General features: G+C 71.8%; 18 protein-coding genes. 8 read left to right on the top strand and 10 right to left on the bottom strand.

The genetic code is table 11. The annotated features are described in order from the left end of the window. The first annotated feature begins 130 nt into the window (after positions 1-130). The 3 genes from ACIRF9_RS46730 to ACIRF9_RS46740 all read left to right on the top strand — a co-directional run bounded on the left by ACIRF9_RS46730 (position 131) and on the right by ACIRF9_RS46740 (position 2,943). Positions 131-931, top strand: a complete 801-nt coding sequence (locus ACIRF9_RS46730; RefSeq protein WP_403835968.1) for a polysaccharide deacetylase family protein — start codon at positions 131-133, stop codon at positions 929-931. A gap of 125 nt (positions 932-1,056) precedes the next feature. Next, positions 1,057-2,151 (top strand): DUF5925 domain-containing protein, encoded by a 1,095-nt coding sequence (locus ACIRF9_RS46735; RefSeq protein ID WP_403835970.1) that lies wholly within the window; start codon positions 1,057-1,059, stop codon positions 2,149-2,151. A gap of 18 nt (positions 2,152-2,169) precedes the next feature. Further along, positions 2,170-2,943 (top strand): DUF72 domain-containing protein, encoded by a 774-nt coding sequence (locus ACIRF9_RS46740; protein ID WP_403835972.1) that lies wholly within the window; start codon positions 2,170-2,172, stop codon positions 2,941-2,943. A gap of 105 nt (positions 2,944-3,048) precedes the next feature. Here the strand turns inward: ACIRF9_RS46740 and ACIRF9_RS46745 are convergent, their stop codons facing one another. Beyond that, a complete protein-coding gene (locus ACIRF9_RS46745) occupies positions 3,049-3,417 on the bottom strand; it encodes a GntR family transcriptional regulator (protein ID WP_403835974.1) in 369 nt (122 codons plus the stop codon). 71 nt (positions 3,418-3,488) lie between these two features. On the opposite strand from ACIRF9_RS46745, the gene ACIRF9_RS46750 reads away from it, so the two are divergent. Together ACIRF9_RS46750 and ACIRF9_RS46755 are read left to right on the top strand one after the other, a co-directional pair. Beyond that, the gene (locus ACIRF9_RS46750; RefSeq protein ID WP_403835976.1) at positions 3,489-4,418 is read left to right on the top strand and encodes a GNAT family N-acetyltransferase; all 930 of its coding nucleotides are present in this window, start codon (positions 3,489-3,491) and stop codon (positions 4,416-4,418) included. Further along, positions 4,399-4,899 carry a DUF402 domain-containing protein gene (locus tag ACIRF9_RS46755; RefSeq protein WP_403835978.1) on the top strand — a complete coding sequence of 167 codons (501 nt, stop codon included), beginning with the start codon at positions 4,399-4,401 and terminating at the stop codon, positions 4,897-4,899. The genes ACIRF9_RS46750 and ACIRF9_RS46755 overlap by 20 nt, the downstream gene beginning before the upstream one ends. 24 nt (positions 4,900-4,923) lie before the next feature. Here the strand turns inward: ACIRF9_RS46755 and ACIRF9_RS46760 are convergent, their stop codons facing one another. Next, positions 4,924-5,538, bottom strand: coding sequence for a class I SAM-dependent methyltransferase (locus ACIRF9_RS46760; RefSeq protein ID WP_403835980.1), 615 nt, complete (start codon positions 5,536-5,538; stop codon positions 4,924-4,926). A gap of 138 nt (positions 5,539-5,676) precedes the next feature. Here ACIRF9_RS46760 and ACIRF9_RS46765 point away from each other — a divergent pair, with 138 nt between their 5' ends. Continuing rightward, the gene (locus ACIRF9_RS46765; protein ID WP_403835982.1) at positions 5,677-5,811 is read left to right on the top strand and encodes a hypothetical protein; all 135 of its coding nucleotides are present in this window, start codon (positions 5,677-5,679) and stop codon (positions 5,809-5,811) included. A gap of 18 nt (positions 5,812-5,829) precedes the next feature. Here ACIRF9_RS46765 and ACIRF9_RS46770 read toward each other — a convergent pair whose 3' ends face one another. Beyond that, positions 5,830-6,279 (bottom strand): GNAT family N-acetyltransferase, encoded by a 450-nt coding sequence (locus tag ACIRF9_RS46770; RefSeq protein ID WP_403835984.1) that lies wholly within the window; start codon positions 6,277-6,279, stop codon positions 5,830-5,832. 191 nt (positions 6,280-6,470) lie between these two features. On the opposite strand from ACIRF9_RS46770, the gene ACIRF9_RS46775 reads away from it, so the two are divergent. Then, a complete protein-coding gene (locus ACIRF9_RS46775; RefSeq protein ID WP_403835986.1) occupies positions 6,471-7,496 on the top strand; it encodes a lytic polysaccharide monooxygenase in 1,026 nt (341 codons plus the stop codon). A 76-nt stretch (positions 7,497-7,572) separates the two neighbouring features. Here the strand turns inward: ACIRF9_RS46775 and ACIRF9_RS46780 are convergent, their stop codons facing one another. Together ACIRF9_RS46780 and ACIRF9_RS46785 are read right to left on the bottom strand one after the other, a co-directional pair. After that, a complete protein-coding gene (locus tag ACIRF9_RS46780) occupies positions 7,573-8,430 on the bottom strand; it encodes an esterase/lipase family protein (protein ID WP_403835988.1) in 858 nt (285 codons plus the stop codon). Between the two features lie 172 nt (positions 8,431-8,602). Further along, positions 8,603-9,049, bottom strand: coding sequence for a MarR family winged helix-turn-helix transcriptional regulator (locus tag ACIRF9_RS46785; protein ID WP_403835990.1), 447 nt, complete (start codon positions 9,047-9,049; stop codon positions 8,603-8,605). 103 nt (positions 9,050-9,152) lie between these two features. Here ACIRF9_RS46785 and ACIRF9_RS46790 point away from each other — a divergent pair, with 103 nt between their 5' ends. Then, a complete protein-coding gene (locus tag ACIRF9_RS46790; protein ID WP_403835992.1) occupies positions 9,153-9,527 on the top strand; it encodes a cupin domain-containing protein in 375 nt (124 codons plus the stop codon). Between the two features lie 23 nt (positions 9,528-9,550). Here ACIRF9_RS46790 and ACIRF9_RS46795 read toward each other — a convergent pair whose 3' ends face one another. The 5 genes from ACIRF9_RS46795 to ACIRF9_RS46815 form a co-directional block, all read right to left on the bottom strand. Then, positions 9,551-10,531 (bottom strand): DNA polymerase thumb domain-containing protein, encoded by a 981-nt coding sequence (locus tag ACIRF9_RS46795; protein WP_403835994.1) that lies wholly within the window; start codon positions 10,529-10,531, stop codon positions 9,551-9,553. Further along, positions 10,528-14,088, bottom strand: coding sequence for a DNA polymerase III subunit alpha (locus tag ACIRF9_RS46800; protein WP_403835996.1), 3,561 nt, complete (start codon positions 14,086-14,088; stop codon positions 10,528-10,530). Before ACIRF9_RS46800 ends, ACIRF9_RS46795 begins: the two co-directional genes overlap by 4 nt. A gap of 140 nt (positions 14,089-14,228) precedes the next feature. Next, positions 14,229-15,311 carry a S1 family peptidase gene (locus ACIRF9_RS46805; RefSeq protein ID WP_403835998.1) on the bottom strand — a complete coding sequence of 361 codons (1,083 nt, stop codon included), beginning with the start codon at positions 15,309-15,311 and terminating at the stop codon, positions 14,229-14,231. Between the two features lie 191 nt (positions 15,312-15,502). Next, positions 15,503-16,330 carry a slipin family protein gene (locus ACIRF9_RS46810; RefSeq protein WP_403836000.1) on the bottom strand — a complete coding sequence of 276 codons (828 nt, stop codon included), beginning with the start codon at positions 16,328-16,330 and terminating at the stop codon, positions 15,503-15,505. 165 nt (positions 16,331-16,495) lie between these two features. After that, positions 16,496-17,401, bottom strand: coding sequence for a S1 family peptidase (locus ACIRF9_RS46815; protein ID WP_403836002.1), 906 nt, complete (start codon positions 17,399-17,401; stop codon positions 16,496-16,498). Positions 17,402-17,494: the final 93 nt, after the last annotated feature.

Here is a 17,494-nt window from a genome sequence, read left to right on the forward strand (position 1 = left end):
GAGCCATCGAAGGCAGCCAGCATGAAAACCATCCCTGCCCCACCCGCGCAGTCCCAGAGTCGCGAACTCACGGGACCCACTCAAGAAGGTAGGGCCGCATGACGGGGGCGCGGAACAGGAGGCGGGCCGTATGACGGAGGCGCGCGTTCCGATTCTCATGTACCACGCGGTCGCCGACCGTCCGAACGACGCCACCCGTACCCTCTCGGTCTCGCCGGAGGCCTTCGCCGCACAGATGGCGGTGATCGCGGACCGCGGCCTCACCCCGCTCACCACGGCCGGCCTCGCGGCCCGCTGGCGGGAGGGCCGGCCGCTGCCCGCCCGGCCGGTGCTGATCACCTTCGACGACGGCTACGAGGGCGTGCACCGGCACGCCCTCCCGGCCCTCGCCCGGTACGGCTTCCCGGCCACGCTGTTCGTCTCCACCGGCTGGATCAAGGGCGCCCACGACACCGGCGGCGGCCTGGACACCATGCTGGACTGGCCGCAGGTGCGCCAACTGGCGGACGCGGGCGTCGAGATCGGCGGCCACAGCCACAGCCACCCGCAGCTCGACCAGCTCGACGACCTCGCGCTGCGCACCGAGCTGACCCGCTGCCGGGACATCGTCGCCGATGAACTCGGCGCCCTGCCGGTGTCGTTCGCCTACCCGTACGGCTACTCCAGTCGCCGGGTGCGCACGGCGGTCCGCGAGAACGGCTTCGCCCAGGCGCTGGCCGTCGGCAACACCCTCGCCCGCCGCGCCCAGGGGCCGTACGCCCTGCGGCGGGTGACGGTGCGGCGCGGCACGGACGCCGAGGAGTTCGAACGGCTCCTCGACGGACGGGCGATCGGTCGTACGTTCGTCCGGGACCGGGCGCTGACGAAGGGATACGCGGTCGTGCGCGGGACGCGCCGGATCCGGCACAGGGCGGTCGACGCCCTGGTGTGAGCCGTCGAAGTTCCGGAGGGCGCCGGGCGACCGGCGCACTCCGGAACTTCCGGGCAAGACCGACACACCGCGCGCACCACGGAAACCGGGTGCAGAGGACGCCCCGGTGCCGGATCATGGCCGCTATGTCTGCGCACCCACACGACGCTCTGCCGATCCGGCTCAACGTCGACGACTCCGACTCCCCGTCCGATGTCGTCGACGCGCTGTTCCTCGGCCGCTTCGCGACGGGCGAGCAGCCGTACTCGCACGCGGTGAACATCGACCGCGTCCGCTCCGGGGCGACCCTGCTGCCGCCGCAGGCCCGCGTGCTGCGCGTCGCCCGCGACGACGACCGCAGCGCGACGCTCGCCGAGGGCGACGGCTGGACGCTGCTCGTCTCCCGCTGGAACCGCGGCGCCGACGTCACCGTCACCGCGACCACCGCCGAACTCGCCGCGAAGGTGCTGGACGAGGCCACCGACGGCGCGGCGGACGAGCCCGAGCCCCAGCCGGAGAACGTGACGATGGGCTTCTGGTACGTCTCGCCGCGGCGCGGGCCGCACCGCACCACACGCCAGATCTCCGCCGGCACCTGGGAGGAGGTACGGCCCAACTACACGGCGCCCGTGGCCGAGGCGATGGACCGGCTGATGGGCACGACCCCCGAGGACATCGCCGGGCGGCTGCTCCTGCTGCACGGCCCGCCCGGCACCGGCAAGACCTCGGCGCTGCGCACGCTGGCCCGTTCCTGGCGGGAGTGGTGCCAGGTGGACTGCGTCCTCGACCCCGAGCGGCTCTTCTCCGACGTCGGCTATCTGATGGACATCGCGATCGGCGAGGAGGACACCGCGGGCAAGGGCCGCTGGCGGCTGCTGCTCCTGGAGGACTGCGACGAGCTGATCCGCGGTGAGGCGAAGCACACGGCGGGCCAGGCGCTGTCGCGTCTGCTCAACCTCACCGACGGCCTGCTCGGCCAGGGGCGCAACGTCCTGGTCGGGGTCACCACCAACGAGGACCTGGAGCGCCTCCACCCGGCCGTGGTCCGCCCCGGCCGCTGCCTCGCCCGGATCGAGGTGGGCCCGCTGACCCGGCGGGAGGCGGTGGACTGGCTGGGCACCGAGGAGGGGATCGGCCGCGAGGGGGCGACGCTGGCGGAGCTGTACGCGCTGCGGCGGGGCACGTCCCCGACCTCGCTGCCGGAGCCGCGGAACCGCTCGGACGCGGGGCTTTATCTGTAGAGGTGCTTTGATGGAGGTATGACCCTGTACGTCGGCACATCGGGCTGGCAGTACAAGGACTGGCGTGAGGTCCTGTACCCGGCCGACGTGCCCCTGCGGCGATGGCTGGAGGAGTACACCGAGCACTTCGCCACCGTCGAGATCAACAACGCGTTCTACCGGCTGCCCTCCCGGGACACCTTCGCGTCCTGGGCCGAGCGCGTCCCGTCGGACTTCGTGGTGGCGGTCAAGGCCAGCCGCTATCTGACCCACATCAAGCGGCTGCGCGACCCCGAGGAGCCGGTGCACCGGCTGATGAGCCACGCCGCCGGGCTCGGCGCGCGCCTCGGCCCGGTCCTCCTGCAACTGCCGCCGACCCTGCGCGCCGACCCGGGGCTGCTGGACGCCTGTCTGTCCTGCTTCCCCTCCGGCACCCGTGTCGCGGTCGAACCACGTCACGAGTCGTGGTGGACGCCGCCGGTCCGCTCGGTCCTCCAGGCCAGGGGCGCGGCCCTGTGCTGGGCCGACGTCCAGTCCCGCCCGGCCACCCCGCTGTGGCGGACCGCCGACTGGGGCTACGTCCGCTTCCACGAGGGCCGCGCCAGCCCGTGGCCGCGCTACGGCCAGCGCGCCCTGGAGACCTGGATCGACCGCATCGCCACCACCTGGACCGACAGGGACGACGTCTACGCGTACTTCAACAACGACCCCGGCGGCGCGGCAGTGGGCGACGCGGCGCTGTTCGGCAGAACAGCGGAACGGGCGGGCCTGACGGCGACCCGCACCCCCCGATCCCTGGCGACCCGCCGCTGATCGCTCACCGTTCCTGCCGCAGGTCCGGCTCCGCCCTTGGTTTCCCGCCCTGATCTGCGTGTCCTGGCGGTACCGGACCCTGCTCAGCCTCGCGGCAGCAGGCCCTCACCCCTCATACGCCGCCCGCAGGGCATCCCGCACCGCGGCCGACGCCTGCTCCTCGCTCAGCCCCAGCCGCAGCGCCCTCTCGGCGTACGCCTGCGCGGCGGACGCGGCCTCACGTTCCGCGGCCGAGCCGGCGGCGGCAACGAACGTGCCGTTGCGGCCCCGCGTCTCGATCACGCCGTCGGTCTCCAGGGCCCGGTACGCCTTGGCGACGGTGTTGGCCGCCAGCCCCAGCGACTCGGCGAGCCCCCGTACCGTCGGCAACCGGTACCCGACCGGCAGCGCTCCGGACCGGGCCTGCTCGGCGATCTGCGCCCGCACCTGCTCGTACGGCGCGGCGCCCTCATCGATGTGGATCTTCAAGGTCACGGCCCGATTGTCCCGCACCCACCGGAAAATGAGAGGCACGAGCGCACGGACCGCCCGTAGCGTGCGCTCACATGACCGTCATCGTGCGCGAGCTGCGCCCCGGCGCGACTGCCGACGTCGAGGGCTTCGTCCGGATCCGGCACCTGGCCCTGCCCTACGTGTTCTTCAGCCCGGAGTCCGTGCGGCACCATCTCTCGTTGCCCCATCTCCGCCCCTTCTACCGCGCGCTGCTCGCCGAGGAGGACGGCGAGATCGTCGGCACCGCCCAACTGGGCGTCGCGCATGACAGCCCGGAGCCCGGTCAGGGCTATCTCAACCTGTACGTCGACCCGGCGCGCACCGGCCGCGGCGCGGGCGGGCTGCTGGTGCGCACCGCCGAGGATCACCTGGCAGCGCTCGGGGCGACCCATGTGTTCGCCTGGGTCCTGGACGAGCCCGGCAACCGCGCCTTCGCCGAGCTCCACGGCTACCGGCCGAGCCGCTCCGCGTACTTCCTGCGCCTGGACCTGGCGCACACCCCGCTGCCGCCGCTCCAGCCCCCGCCACCGGGTGTGGAGCTGCGCACGGGCGCGGACTTCGCGGACGACCCGCGTCCGCTGTTCGCCCTCGACGCGGAGGCCGGCTCGGACGAACCGAGCGACGTCCCCACCGAGTTCACGGACTACGAAGCCTGGGTCGAGGAGTACTGGAAACACCCCCACCTCCACCGGGAGCTGACCTCGGTCGCCGTGGCCGACGGCCGCCCCGTCGCCTTCAGCGTGGCCCACACCGACGGCTCCGGCCGCTACGGCACCGGTATGACCGGCACCGCCCGCGCCTACCGCGGCCGGGGTCTGGCCAAGCTCGTCAAGAACGACTCCCTGCACCGCGCCCGCACGGCGGGGTACACGGAGGCGTACACCGGCAACGACTCGGACAACGGGCCGATGCTCGCGATCAACAAGTGGTTCGGATACGAGATCTGTGCGACGGAGGTGCGCTATGTCCGCACACTCGGCTGACCCCGCCCGCCCGGTGGACGTGGTCCTGGTCAAGGGCGGCCGTACGAAGATCCGTTACGCGGCCGAGCTGCTGTCGGACGACGGCACGCGCATCGCCGTACGCGCCCCCTGGGCCGGTGACGGTGTGCGCGACTTCGGCTTCGTACGGTTCGAGACGGGTGACGTCTTCACCGAGTACTACTGGCGCGACCGGTGGTACGCGGTGAAGGAGGTCCGGGCCGCGACGGGCGCCCTGAAGGGCTGGTACTGCGATGTCACCCGCCCGGCCACGCTGTTCGGCACCGAGCTGGTCGTGGAGGACCTCGACCTGGACCTGTGGCGCTCCGCCGACGGTACGGACGTACGGCGGCTGGACGAGGACGAGTTCGCCGAGAGCGGCCTGGCCAGGACCGATCCCGAGGCGGCCGCGGCCGCCGTGGCCGCCCTCGACGAGCTGGAGACGCTGGCGCGTGAGGGCGACTTCGGGGCGCTGCTGGGGTGAGGGGCGGACAGCCCTGAGCGGTCGCTAGACGGTCGCCACCACCGCGTACCGCTCGTCCTCCACCGGCCCGCCCCACAGGCGCGGGTCCTCCGACAGCCGCTCCACGCGTGTGTCCACGGTGAGCGGGGCGAGCAGGGCGGTCAGGCGGTCCGCCGGTATGCCGGCCGGGGTGACCGTCCCCCAGACGCCCTCGACCAGGACGAGCCGCCCTCCCGGACGCAGCAGCCCGCGCCAGTGCCGCAGGGCGCGGGCGGGGTCGGGCAGCGCCCACACCACATGCCGTACGAGCACGGTGTCGAAGCGCTGCTCGCCGACCGGGGGCGCCGCCGCGTCACCGAGGAGGAACACCGCGTCACACCCGGCGAGTTTGGTGCGGGCCAGGTCGATCATGGGCGGGGACAGGTCGACGCCCGTGACACGGTGCCCCTGTTCGGCGGCGAGGAGGGAGAGGCTGCCGGTGCCGCAGCCGAGGTCGAGGACGTCGCACGCGCGCTCGGGTAGCCAGGTCCGCAGCCGGTCCGCCCAGGCGGCACGCACCTCGGGGTCGCGCAGTCCGTGATCGGGCTCCTCGTCGAAGCCCGCCGCCTCCGCGTCCCAGTCGACACCCGCTGGAGTCATTTCGTCACCGTTCTTCCGCATGTGCCCAAGAGTGACACCCACCACTGACACTCGAATCGTGACACCCGCCACTGACAGCGCGGGTTCGATGAGGAACTCTCCCGGAAAGGGTCTACCTCCGTGAGAACGCGGAACCCGGTGGCCCTGAAGGAGGCAGTCATGCGCCGCACTACCGTGCAGAAGCCCCTGAAGAAGACGGAATCCCGCCGGATCCGCGAAGAGGCGGACGAGCGCCCCGCGGGGCGCCCCGAGGTGCGCAAGGACATCGCACGCACCTGGTGGCCGGACGGGTGAGGCACCCCGCGGCCGGCGTCAGCCGAGCCGTTTGCGGTAGTGGAGGCGGTCGTAGTCGCCTTCCACCCGCCGTCCCACCAGCTCGTAGCCGTACCTCGGGTAGATCTTCTGGTTCTCCCACATCATCACGTTCGTGTAGAGCCTGACCTCGGGCAGGCCGAGTGCACGCGCGTGCGCGTCCACGAAGTGCAGCAGCCGCCGCCCGACGCCCCTGCCGTGGGCGTCCGGGTGGACGGCGATGCTGTCGAGGAACAGGTGGTCCGCGAACTCCTCTAAAACCACCAGGCCCGTGACGGGATCCCCGGTCACGAACACCTTCCCCGCGGCCACGTTCGCCGCGTGGTCCGCCCGCATGGGCATCGGCACGACGCCGATGCGCTCGATGTAGTGCGTGTACGCCGCGTCGGTGACCGCCTTCACGGCCGGTACGTCTGCCGCCGTGGCGGGCCGGATCTCCTCGTTCGTCATACCGGACACGCTAGCCATCCTCTCCGCCGTCCACCTCCGGCACCTACCTGATCTCCGTCTGAGCGCTCCCTTAAGGCAACCCTAAAGATCGCTCCGGCCCTCCCTCAGCAGGCGTTTTCGCGGTTTCTTGGTTGCGGCGCACATCGGCGCCGCCCGCCGCGCACCTGATTCCGGTTCCGAGGAGATCCCCCATGCCCGCACGCCGCAAGGCCGCCGCAGTCGCCGCCCTCGGGCTGACCCCGCTGGCCCTGACCGCGCTGTCCGCCGCGCCCGCGGCCGCGCACGGCACGCTGGGAGATCCGGTCAGCCGGGTGGCGCAGTGCTACGCGGAGGGTCCCGAGAACCCCCGGTCGAACGCGTGCCGGGCGGCGGTCGTGGCGGGCGGCACACAGGCGCTGTACGACTGGAACGGCGTCCGCATCGGCGATGCGAACGGGCGCCACCAGGAGCTGATCCCGGACGGCAGGCTGTGCAGCGCGGGCAACGAGGAGTTCAAGGGCCTCGACCTGACCCGCGCCGACTGGCCGGCGACGAGCGTGAGCAGGGGCGCGTACACCTTCAAGTACCGCGTGACCGCCCCGCACAAGGGCACCTTCACGGTGTACCTCACCAAGTCCGGCTACGACGCGGCGAAGCCGCTCGGCTGGTCCGACCTCGACCTGGAGCATCCGGTGGCGACGGCCACCGACCCGGTGGCGGCGGGCGGTTTCTACACGTTCTCCGGGACGCTGCCCGAGCGTTCCGGTCGGCAGCTGCTGTACGCGGTCTGGCAGCGCTCGGACAGTCCGGAGGCGTTCTACTCCTGCTCGGACGTCACGTTCGGCGGCACCTCCTCGGCGGCCCCGTCCGCCTCTGCGCCCTCCGAGGAGCAGATCGAGGACGGTGCCGACAAGTCGACGATCGAGCACGGCGGTCACGGGGACGACGACGCCGCGACGACGGCGGACCCCACCACGGACCCGTCGTCCGCGGCCCCGGCGGCCCCCGCGGCCGCGGACGACGTCGGTGCCGACACCGACACCAGAAACACCGATGCCGACACCGACGAGTCGGCGGTGCGGGCAGCCGGTACGAGGCAGAACCTCGCCGAGACCGGCGCCGACGACCGCACCTCCTACCTCGCGATGGGCGGTGCGGCCGTCCTCGCGGCGGGTGCGGCGCTGCTGTTCGCCTCGGTGCACCGGCGTGCGGTGGGCGGCGGCCGGCGCGGGCGCTGAGTCGCCGCGCCCCTCAAGGCTCCGGGGCCTGACCGGCGGCTCAGGCCGGACAGGCCCCGGAGGAACGATCCGCGCGTCAGCTCAGTGCGGACGCGCAGGTGGTGGCGGTGGCGTGGGCCGGGTCGAGCGCGTTGGCCACCTCGTGGAAGGCGATCCGGTCGAACAGGCCGATCGCCACGTGCTCGGAGAGGTCGAGCGGGCACAGGTCCTGCAGCAGGACGTTGTTGACGCCGGATCCGCTGAGGTACTGGCTGCGCCACGGCGTCGCCACCTCGTCGTACTTGGTGGCGATGACCGTGTAGCGGACGCCGGGCACGGTGTCGCCGCCGGCGTTGAGCTTGGTCAGGAACGCCGATCCGGGGATCTGGTCGGCGAGGCCGGGGGTGGCGGCCGAGAGCAGTTCCTCGGCGCCCGGGAAGTACGGGAGCAGGTTGGTGAGGCCGCTGAGCGTGGCGCCGTGGTTGTCGGGGGCGATCCCGACGAGCGCGTTCACCTTGGCGGCTCCGCCGAGGAACTTCAGGTAGTAGCGGGGCATCATGCCGCCCTGGGAGTGACCGACGAGGTCGGTCTCGGCGGCGCCGGTGGCGGAGAGCACCTTGTCGACGAAGGCGGAGAGCTGTCCGGCCGACGTGTCGATGGGGCCGAGGCCGTAGAAGAGCGGGACGCCCGGCAGTTGGCCGTAGTCGAGGGAGTAGACGCAGTAGCCCCGGTCCTTGAGGTAGGGGGCGAGGGACAGCCAGTTGTCGATCGAGTTCCCGAAGGTGCCGTGGACCAGGACGACGGGGCGGGGGTGGGCGGCGGAGGGCTTGCAGTTGTAGTCGTTCCAGCCACTCGATGGGGCGGCGGCCTGGGCGGTGGAGGCGGGGACGGTGGCGGCCGCGGCGGCCAGCAGCAGTGCGGCGAGTGGTCTGAGCACGCGCTTCCAGGGCAGCATCGTGTGATCTCCTTGCGGCTCAAGGGAGGTGCGATGGCCTTACGCCCTGTGATCCGGATCACGAGGATGCTGTTCACTCATCAAGTTACGAACGAGTAGCTCATGTGTGAAGTTACGCGTCAGTAAAAACTTCCAGTGGTAGTCAGTGACGGCCGGGGCCACTGACATTCCGTCACCAGGCGGGCCTGATGGGACCGTAGGGGGCGATGCGCCACAACTGATCGCACAACACGCGTACTCCCCCCTCCCCGAGCACGTCCACCCACTCGCGCACGACCTCGGCGGCCGCCTCCTCCGCCGCCCGAGTGCACTCCCACCCCCGCTCGGTGAGCACGATCAACCGGGCCCGGGCGTCGTCGGGATGCGCCCGCCGCTCGACATAGCCCTTCCGCACGAGCTCGTCGACGAGCTGACTCGCCGCCTGCTTGGTGACGCCGAGGTGGACGGCGAGGTCGGTGACCGTGGCGCCGTCCGGGGCCAGTCGGGCGAAGGCGAAGCCCTGGGCGGGCCTGACCCCCTCGAAGCCGCGCGCGACGACCCCCTCATGGATACGTCGGGTCAGCTCACCGGCTGCGCCGAGAAGAGCTGCGGACAGGGCCATGGCCTCGGAGTTCTGCACGGAGGCATTGAAACACCCTTGACTGGATGGTCAAGCAGCTTGACCATAGGTCAAGTAGTCAAGCATCTTGACCATATTGAAGGACTCGTCGAAGGAGACACCCATGCCCGTCGTCCGCCCGTCCGACGCCGTGGCCCACGAGATCCACGGCGCCCGTTTCATCTCGTACGCCTCTCCCCTGACCGGCAGCAAGGAGCTCTGCGCCTGGCGCGGCGAGATCCCGGCGGGGACGAAGGCTCCCGCGCACACCGTCAACCGGGAGGAGATCTTCCATCTGCTCATCGGCGAACTGCTCATCACGCTCGACGGGCACACCGAGCGGATCACGGCCGGGGACACCGTGATCATCAACCCGGGGACGACCCTGGCGGTCGAGAACCCGACCGGTCACACGGCGCTCTCGTGGGTCACCACGTCCATCGGTCTGGAGGCGGAACTGGCCGACGGCACGCGGATCACTCCGCCGTGGGCCAACTGACCCGCTCAGCGCCCCGTGTCACCTCACGCCGCCAGCGCCCCCGGTATCACCGCCCCCGGTCCGAACTTGGCCCGGACCCGGTCGGCGGCCTCCTCGATGCGGCGGACCTTCTCGTCCACGGGATCGAAGGTGAGCTGGTGGGAGGCCTGGTCGGCGGGGCCGAGGGCCTCGGCGCGCAGGACGAGCGCGCGGACCCGGGCGCGTTGCAGGCCGAGCGCCTCGTACAGGCCGTACGCCGTCCTCGTCAGGGCCGCCGAGTGCGCGGTCGGCTCCTTGAGGGTGCGGCTGCGGGTGGTGGAGGAGCGGTCGGCGTAGCGCACGGTGAGGGTGAGGGTGCGGCAGACCTTCTCCAGGGCGCGCAGCCGGGCGCCCAGTTCCCCGGCCGCCGACAGCAGGGCCCTGCGGTGCCGGTCGGGATCCAACTCGTCCCGCTCGAAGGGGCGTTCGGCGGCCAGCGAGCGGGAGACCGCGTTCGGTACGACCCGGCCGCGGTCGACGCCGCTCGCCTTCTCGTACAGCTCGCGGCCCGTCTTCGCGCCGACCAGGCGCTGGAGGGTGGACAGGGGGGCGGCGGCGACCCGGCCGAGGGTGTCGAGGCCGTAGTCGCACAGGGTGCGGGCGGTGGCCGCGCCGACGCCGGGCAGCGCGGCGACCGGTTTCTCGGCGAGGAACTCCCGCACCCGGCCCTCACCCTCCGGGACCGCGCGGGTCAGCCCCGGCCGGGCGTCCCGCAGCGCCATGCGGGCCAGCATCGGGCCGGGACCGGCGCCGATGACACAGTCGACGCCGTACAGCGCGAGGGCACGGACCCTGATCACCGACGCCAGCTCCACCGCGCTGCGCCCGAAGTACCGCTCGGCGCCCCCCAGATCCACCAGCGCCCCGTCCGGCGGCAGCGCCTCGACGACGGGCGTGAACTCCTGCAGCAGTCCGAGCAGCCCCGGCAGGGCGGCTTCGGCTTCGTACAGCGGAGGCAGCTGGAAACGTACGCAGAGGATGGTCATCCCGCACTCCCCGGGCTCTGGTGCCACAACTTCCGTACCGTCGAAGGCCTTTGAGAGGCCTCCTGTCCCGCGGGCCGCAGATCGGCCCACGGGTGGAGTTCGTATCCGGTCGGCAGATGGATTCGCCTGCCCCCTGTCGAATCACGACTTCCTTCCGCGTCACGGCTCCCTTTCGCGTCACGGCTCCCTTTCGCGTCACGGCTCCCTTTGGCGTCACCGCCCCCAGCCGTGCCACCGTCCCCAGCCCCGTCACCGGCCTCTTCCCGCACCGGCGCCGGCGCCGCGAGCCGTGCCGCCACCTCGTCCAGCCCGCCCTCGGCACGCAGTTCGACGAGTTCGGCGAGGTTCCAGGCGGCGGCGCCCACCACGCTGAGGCTGCGCGGGCCGCGCCGCTGCACCACCCCGCGCACCAGCAGCAGCCAGGAGTGGAAGACGGTGTGGGCGCAGGCGTCGTGGGAGTCGTCGAAGAAGGCGAGGTCGACCAGGCCCGTACCGTCGTCCAGGGTGGTGAAGATGACCCGTTTGCCGGACCGGATCGGCGGGGTCTGGGTGGCCGCCTTGGCGCCCGCGACCAGCACGGTCTCCCCGTGCCGCGCCTCCCGCAGCCGTCGCGCCGAGACCACGCCCAGTTCGTCGAGGAAGGCCCGGTGGTCGTCCATCAGGTTGCGTGAGGCGTCCATGGACAGCACACCCAGCTCGGCACTGAGCCGCTCGGCGGAGGACAGGTCCGGCAGTCCGGCCGGGGCGGTCTTCCGCCCGCCCGCCAAGGGGAGTTGGCCGCCGCCCGCGCCCCGCGCACCCCGGTGCAGCTCGGTCAAGTGCAGTTGCAGATCACGCCGGTTGGCGCCAAAGCCGTCCAACGCGCCCACCTGCGCGAGCCTTTGTGCGATCGGCCGACTCGGACGCGCCCGCTCCCAGAAGTCGAGGAGCGAGGCGTACGGCTGCCCGTCCGCGACCCGTGCCGCCTCGGCCTCGCTGATGCCGTGCACGTCGGAGAGGGCCAGACGGAGTCCCCAACGCCCCTGCGGGGACACCGATTCAGACACCAGTTCGATACGGTGTGCGACTCCCGAGCTGTTCACGTCCAACGGCAGGATCGGCACCCCGCGCCGCCGCGCGTCCGCCAGCAGCAGCCGCTTCGGATACATCCCGGGGTCGTGGGTGAGCAGCCCGGCGTAGAAGGCGGCCGGGTGGTGCGCCTTCAGCCACGCCGACTGGTAGGTCGGGACGGCGAAGGCGACCGCGTGCGCCTTGCAGAAGCCGTACGAACCGAAGGCCTCGACGATCCCCCAGGTCCGCTGAATCGTTTCCGCGTCGTACCCGTGTTCCGCCGCGTGCCGCGCGAACCACACCTTGATACGCCCCTGCGACTCCGGGTCGGACAGCCCGCGCCGCACCCGGTCCGCCTCGCCGCGCCCGCAGCCGGTCATGATCGCGACGATGTCGATGATCTGCTCGTGGAAGACGACGACCCCGTACGTCCCCTTCAGCGGCTCCTCCAGATCGGGGTGCGGGTAACGGACGGGCGCCCGTCCGTGCCGTGCCTCGATGAACGGCCGCACCATGTCGGCGGCGACCGGCCCGGGCCGGAACAGCGAGATGTCCACGACCAGGTCGTGGAAGGTGGCCGGCTGCAACCGCCCCACCAGGTCCCGCTGGCCCGGCGACTCGATCTGGAAGCAGCCCAGCGTCTCGGTGGAACGGATGAGCCGGTACGTCGCCGGATCGCCGCCCGCGACCGCGTCCAGGTCGATCCGCTCCCCCGTCGCCCGCTCCACCTCCGCGACCGCGTGCGCCATCGCCGACTGCATCCGCACGCCCAGCACGTCCAGCTTGAGCAGCCCGAGATCCTCCACGTCGTCCTTGTCGAACTGCGCCATCGGGAACCCCTCGCCGCTGGTCGGCATCACCGGCGTACGGGAGAGCAGCGAGGCGTCGGAGAGGAGCACCCCGCACGGGTGCATGGCGATCCCGCGCGGGAGGGCGTCGAGGGCCTCGACCAGCTCCCAGAGCTTGCCGTACTTCTCCCTCTCATCTGCCAGGGCCTTGAGTTCGGGCAACTCCTCCAGAGCGGCCCGGGCGTCCCGGGCCCGGATGTGCGGGAAGGACTTGGCGACCCGGTCGATGTCGGCGGGGTCCATGGACAGGGCGGCTCCGACGTCCCGGACGGCGTGGCGGACCCGGTAGGTCTCCGGCATCGCGACCGTCGCGACCCGCTCGGTGCCGAACCGGCCGATGATCGCGCGGTAGACCTCGAGCCGGCGCGCGGACTCCACGTCGATGTCGATGTCGGGCAGCACGACCCGCTCCTTCGACAGGAAGCGCTCCATCAGCAGCCCGTGCTCGACCGGGTCGGCGTGGGCGATACCGAGGAGGTGGTTGACGAGGGAGCCCGCGCCGGAGCCGCGCGCGGCGACCCGGATGCCCATGTGGCGTACGTCGTCGACGACCTGGGCGACCGTCAGGAAGTAGGAGGCGAAGCCGTGGTGGGCGATGATGTCCAGCTCGTGGTGCATCCGCTCCCAGTAGGCGTGCCGGTCGGCGTACCCGTACAGCACCATCCCCGCCGCCGCCCGTGAGGCCAGCGCCCGCTGGGCGGTGCGGCGGCCCGCGCCGACGAGGTGCGGTTCGGGGAAGTGGACGGTGCCCATGCCGAGGTCGTCCTCGGGGTCGACCAGGCACTCGGCGGCCGTGGCCCGGGTCTGCTCCAGCAGACGGTGGGCGGTGTCCCGCCGGAAGCCCGCGGCCTCCACGATCCGCTCCGCCGCCCCGCGCATGGCGTCCGCGCCCTTCAGCCAGGCCTCGCCCGAGTCGAGCTCCTTGGCCGGGTCGATGGGGACGAGCCGGCGGGCGGCGTCCAGGACGTCGGCGACCGGCCCCTGACCGGGGTCGGCGTACCGGACGGCGTTGCTGAGCACCGGGCGGATCCGCTGGTCGGCGGCGAAGCCGACGGTACGGGCGGCGAGGCGCAGGGAGCCGGGTCCCGTACCGGTGCGGCCGTGCCAGACGGCCTCCAGCCGCAGGGCGTCGCCGTAGACCTCGCGCCAGGGGGCGAGGAGCTTCGCGGCCCGGTCCGGACGCCCGGCGGCCAGGGCGCGGCCCACGTCGGAGGCGGGGCCGAGCAGGACGGTCAGACCGTCGCCGTGGTTGGCGGTCCAGGGCAGCACCGGGATGCCCTCGGCGGCGTGGGCGGCGGTCACGATCCGGCACAGGTCGGCCCAGCCCCGGGCGCCGTCGCGGGCGAGGAAGGTGACGCGGGGTGCCGACTCGTCGATGAAGGCACCACCGCGCACGGGGGTGCGGCGCCTTTCCCGTCGTACGTCACTCTCCTCACGTACCGGCGCGGTCACCGCCAGGTCGACCCCGAACAGCGGGCGCACGCCTTCCTTCGCGCAGGCCTTGGCGAAGCGGACCGTGCCGGCGAGGGTGTCGCGGTCGGTGAGGGCGAGGGCGTCCATGCCCCGCTCGGAGGCGCGCTCGGCCAGGCGCTCCGGGTGCGAGGCCCCGTACCGCAGGGAGAACCCGGAGACGGTGTGCAGATGCGTGAAGCCTGGCACACGCACCTCCCGCCACCCCGCTCTCGAACATCAGTTCCCTAATCCCTCACCCCCACCATAGACCAAATTCCGAACATGTGTACGACGACTGTTCGGGCGTCTCTCACCTGCGAAGACGCATCGAAACGCCCGGAAACGCGTCAGTCGATCCGCGTCCCCGTCGCCGACAGCGCCTCCGTCACCGGCTGGAAGAACGTCTCCCCGCCGGAGGTGCAGTCGCCGCTGCCCCCGGAGGTCAGGCCGATCGCGCTGCTGCCGGAGAAGAGGGAGCCGCCGCTGTCGCCGGGCTCGGCGCAGACGTCGGTCCGGATGAGACCGCTGACGATGTCGCCGTTGCCGTAGTTCACGGTGGCGTCCAGACCGGTGACCGTGCCGGAGTGGACCTGGGTGGTGGAGCCGCTGCGGGTGACCTTCATGCCGACGGTGGCCTCGGCGGCGGCGGTGATCCGCTGGGCGGAACCGTTGTAGAGGTCGACCTCGCTGGGGTGGTCGACGTCGGCGGTGTACCTGACCAGGCCGTAGTCGTCGCCCGGGAAGCTGGAGGTCTCGTTGGTGCCGATCACGGCGCCGGAGGAGTCCGACCAGGTGGAGATGGCGTCGGTGCAGTGGCCGGCGGTCAGGAAGTACGGCTCGCCGCCCTTGACCACGTTGAAGCCGAGCGAGCAGCGCCCACTGCCGCCGGTGATCGCGTCGCCGCCGGCGATGAAGGGCTTGAACTCCCCCTTGGTGCGCTGGAGTTCGACAACCTGCCCGAGGCCGTCGACGACCTCGGTGAGCCTGGCCCACTCGGCGTCGGAGACGGTGCGGTCGGCGGTGACGACGACCTTGTTGGTGCGCGGGTCGGTCACCCAGGCGGTGCCGGGGACGGCCGCGTCCGCCGTGAGCGCCGTACGGGCGCCGGCCAGTTCGGCGAGGGAGTTCTCCACGATTCTCGCCTTGGCGCCGGCCGCCTCGACGGCCTTCGCGGCGGCCGCGTCGAGCACGTTCACCACGAGGCTGCCGCTCTTCGCGTCGTAGTAGGTGCCCGCCGCGTCGGCGCCGAGGTCCTCGCCGAGTGCCGCGGCGAGCTTTCCGGCCGCGAAGGCCGAGAGGGTGGCCGGCTGCGGGCTCTTCGCCGGTTCACTGGCGTTCGCGGTCTGGAAGGTGACTCCCGCCGCGACGAGGGCGGCGACACCCGCGCCCGCCATGACCATCCGTCGCCGGGGTATGCGTCGGTGCTGCAACTCGCGTCCTCCTGTGGGGGTGGCCCGGACGGTTGTGGGGACCGTACGGGCCGGAAGGGTGGTTGACGGCCAGCCACTCTTCCGAAGGACACAGGGAGCACACAAGGTTGACTCCGGGACGCGCACAGGGTGAGCACTTCACGCCCTTCGCGCCTTCACCACCCCGTTCCCACTGCAAACGCCGCTCAGCGCTACTCCTGGCCGGTTCCCCGCGCCGGGGGGCCGGTCCCCTTCTCCGGTGAAGGCGCCGCGGGCAGTTGCTGCTGTGCCCTCTCCAGGAACCTCAGCAGCTCCACCGGGAACGGCAGCACCAGCGTGGAGTTCTTCTCGGCGGCGACCGCCACCACCGTCTGGAGCAGCCGCAGTTGGAGTGCGGCGGGCTGCTCGGACATCTCCCGCGCCGCCTCCGCGAGCTTCTTCGACGCCTGCAGCTCGGCGTCGGCGTTGATGACCCGGGCGCGGCGTTCCCGGTCGGCCTCGGCCTGCCGGGCCATGGACCGCTTCATCGTCTCGGGCAGGGAGACGTCCTTGATCTCGACCCGGTCGATGGTGACGCCCCATTCCACGGCCGGGCTGTCGATCATCAACTCCAGCCCCTGGTTGAGCTTTTCGCGGTCGGAGAGCAGATCGTCCAGCTCGCTCTTGCCGATGATGGACCGGAGCGAGGTCTGCGCCATCTGCGAGACGGCGAACCGGTAGTCCTCCACCCGGACGACCGCCTCGGCCGGGGAGGTCACCTTGAAGTAGACGACGGCGTCGACGCGGACCGTCACATTGTCCCGGGTGATGCCCTCCTGCCCCGGCACCGGCATCGTGACGATCTGCATGTTGACCTTACGGATCCGGTCGATGCCCGGAACGATCAGGGTGAGCCCGGGTCCGCGCACCTCGGGCCGGAGTTTCCCGAGGCGGAAGACCACGCCCCGCTCGTACTGTTTGACGACCCGCGCCGCCGCCGCCACGTACACCACTCCGGCGGACACGAGCGCGGCTCCCGCCGCCACCAACTCCACGACCATCCCGGCCCCCAGGGGTCCGAAAGACCCGTCCTACGACGGCGTCCTTCGACGGTAACCCCGCCCTCCGGACACGGGGAGACCCGGGACAGGGGAAGACCCCGGACAAGGGGAAGCCCCCGCACGCCGGTTCACGCGCGGGGGCCGGACGCACACTGCCGGGAAGGACTAGAACACGCTGACGCCGTAGGCGCTCAGGGCCTCCGCCACCGGCTGGAAGAAGGTCGTGCCGCCGGAGGTGCAGTTGCCGCTGCCGCCGGAGGTCAGACCGTAGGCGATGCCGCTGGACGAGTACAGCGGACCGCCGGAGTCGCCGCCCTCGGCGCAGACGTTGGTCTGGATCATGCCGTAGACGATGTCGCCGCTGCCGTAGTTGACGGTCGCGTTCAGAGCGGTGACGCGCCCGCTGTGGATACCGGTCGTCGAGCCGTCACGGTAGACCGTGGTGCCGACGCTGGGCGTGCCCGAGCTGGTGATGTCCGTGTTGCCCGCGGTGCCGGACTTGGTGACCGAGCTGTTGGTGTAGCGGACCAGCGCGTAGTCGTTGGTCGGGAAGCTGTAGCTGACGTTCGTGCCCAGCGTGGTGGTTTGCCCGGAGTTGGAGTACCACGTCGAGGCGACCTCACCGCAGTGGCCGGCGGTGAGGAAGTAGTAGGTGCTGCCGCTGACGACGTTGAAGCCGAGGGAACAGCGGTAGCCGCCGCCGTAGATGGCGTCGCCGCCCGCGATGAGCTTGTTGAACTTGCCCGGGGTGTGCTTGATCGTCAGGGCCCCGGCGTTGCTGCCCGCGGCCTCCTTGATCTTCGCGATCTCGGCGTCGGACACCGTGCTGTCGACGGTGACGAGAAGGCGGTCGGTCTTGCTGTCGACGGCCCAGGCGGTGCCCGGGACGTCCGCCTGGAGCACCGAGGTGCCGGCGCTCTTGAGCTGGGCGGAGCTGAAGGTGGCGGTGTCCGCCGCACTCGCGTTGGGGATCGCGACGGCGGCCGCGGCCATGAGGCCGGTGGTGACGGCGATCAGCCGGTTCCGTCTCGAGGTGCCGCGAGTGGTGGGGGTGGTGCGCTTGATCCTCACGTTTCGTTCCCTCCCAGGGGAAGTCGGGGGCCCGTCGTGTGGGGTCGGGGCCCGTGAGGCGCAGCCAGGACCGACGTTCGCCCGGATTTCGGA

Origin of the sequence: Streptomyces sp. NPDC096132 (genome assembly GCF_044763345.1) — a bacterium.
GTDB lineage: Bacteria > Actinomycetota > Actinomycetes > Streptomycetales > Streptomycetaceae > Streptomyces.

Coding starts and splice junctions, on each gene's coding strand:
- ACIRF9_RS46730 (WP_403835968.1), top strand. CDS start 131: ATGACGGAGGCGCGCGTTCCGATTCTCATGTACCACGCGGTCGCCGAC.
- ACIRF9_RS46735 (WP_403835970.1), top strand. CDS start 1,057: ATGTCTGCGCACCCACACGACGCTCTGCCGATCCGGCTCAACGTCGAC.
- ACIRF9_RS46740 (WP_403835972.1), top strand. CDS start 2,170: ATGACCCTGTACGTCGGCACATCGGGCTGGCAGTACAAGGACTGGCGT.
- ACIRF9_RS46750 (WP_403835976.1), top strand. CDS start 3,489: ATGACCGTCATCGTGCGCGAGCTGCGCCCCGGCGCGACTGCCGACGTC.
- ACIRF9_RS46755 (WP_403835978.1), top strand. CDS start 4,399: ATGTCCGCACACTCGGCTGACCCCGCCCGCCCGGTGGACGTGGTCCTG.
- ACIRF9_RS46760 (WP_403835980.1), bottom strand. CDS start 5,538: ATGCGGAAGAACGGTGACGAAATGACTCCAGCGGGTGTCGACTGGGAC.
- ACIRF9_RS46765 (WP_403835982.1), top strand. CDS start 5,677: ATGCGCCGCACTACCGTGCAGAAGCCCCTGAAGAAGACGGAATCCCGC.
- ACIRF9_RS46770 (WP_403835984.1), bottom strand. CDS start 6,279: ATGACGAACGAGGAGATCCGGCCCGCCACGGCGGCAGACGTACCGGCC.
- ACIRF9_RS46775 (WP_403835986.1), top strand. CDS start 6,471: ATGCCCGCACGCCGCAAGGCCGCCGCAGTCGCCGCCCTCGGGCTGACC.
- ACIRF9_RS46780 (WP_403835988.1), bottom strand. CDS start 8,430: ATGCTGCCCTGGAAGCGCGTGCTCAGACCACTCGCCGCACTGCTGCTG.
- ACIRF9_RS46790 (WP_403835992.1), top strand. CDS start 9,153: ATGCCCGTCGTCCGCCCGTCCGACGCCGTGGCCCACGAGATCCACGGC.
- ACIRF9_RS46795 (WP_403835994.1), bottom strand. CDS start 10,531: ATGACCATCCTCTGCGTACGTTTCCAGCTGCCTCCGCTGTACGAAGCC.
- ACIRF9_RS46810 (WP_403836000.1), bottom strand. CDS start 16,330: ATGGTCGTGGAGTTGGTGGCGGCGGGAGCCGCGCTCGTGTCCGCCGGA.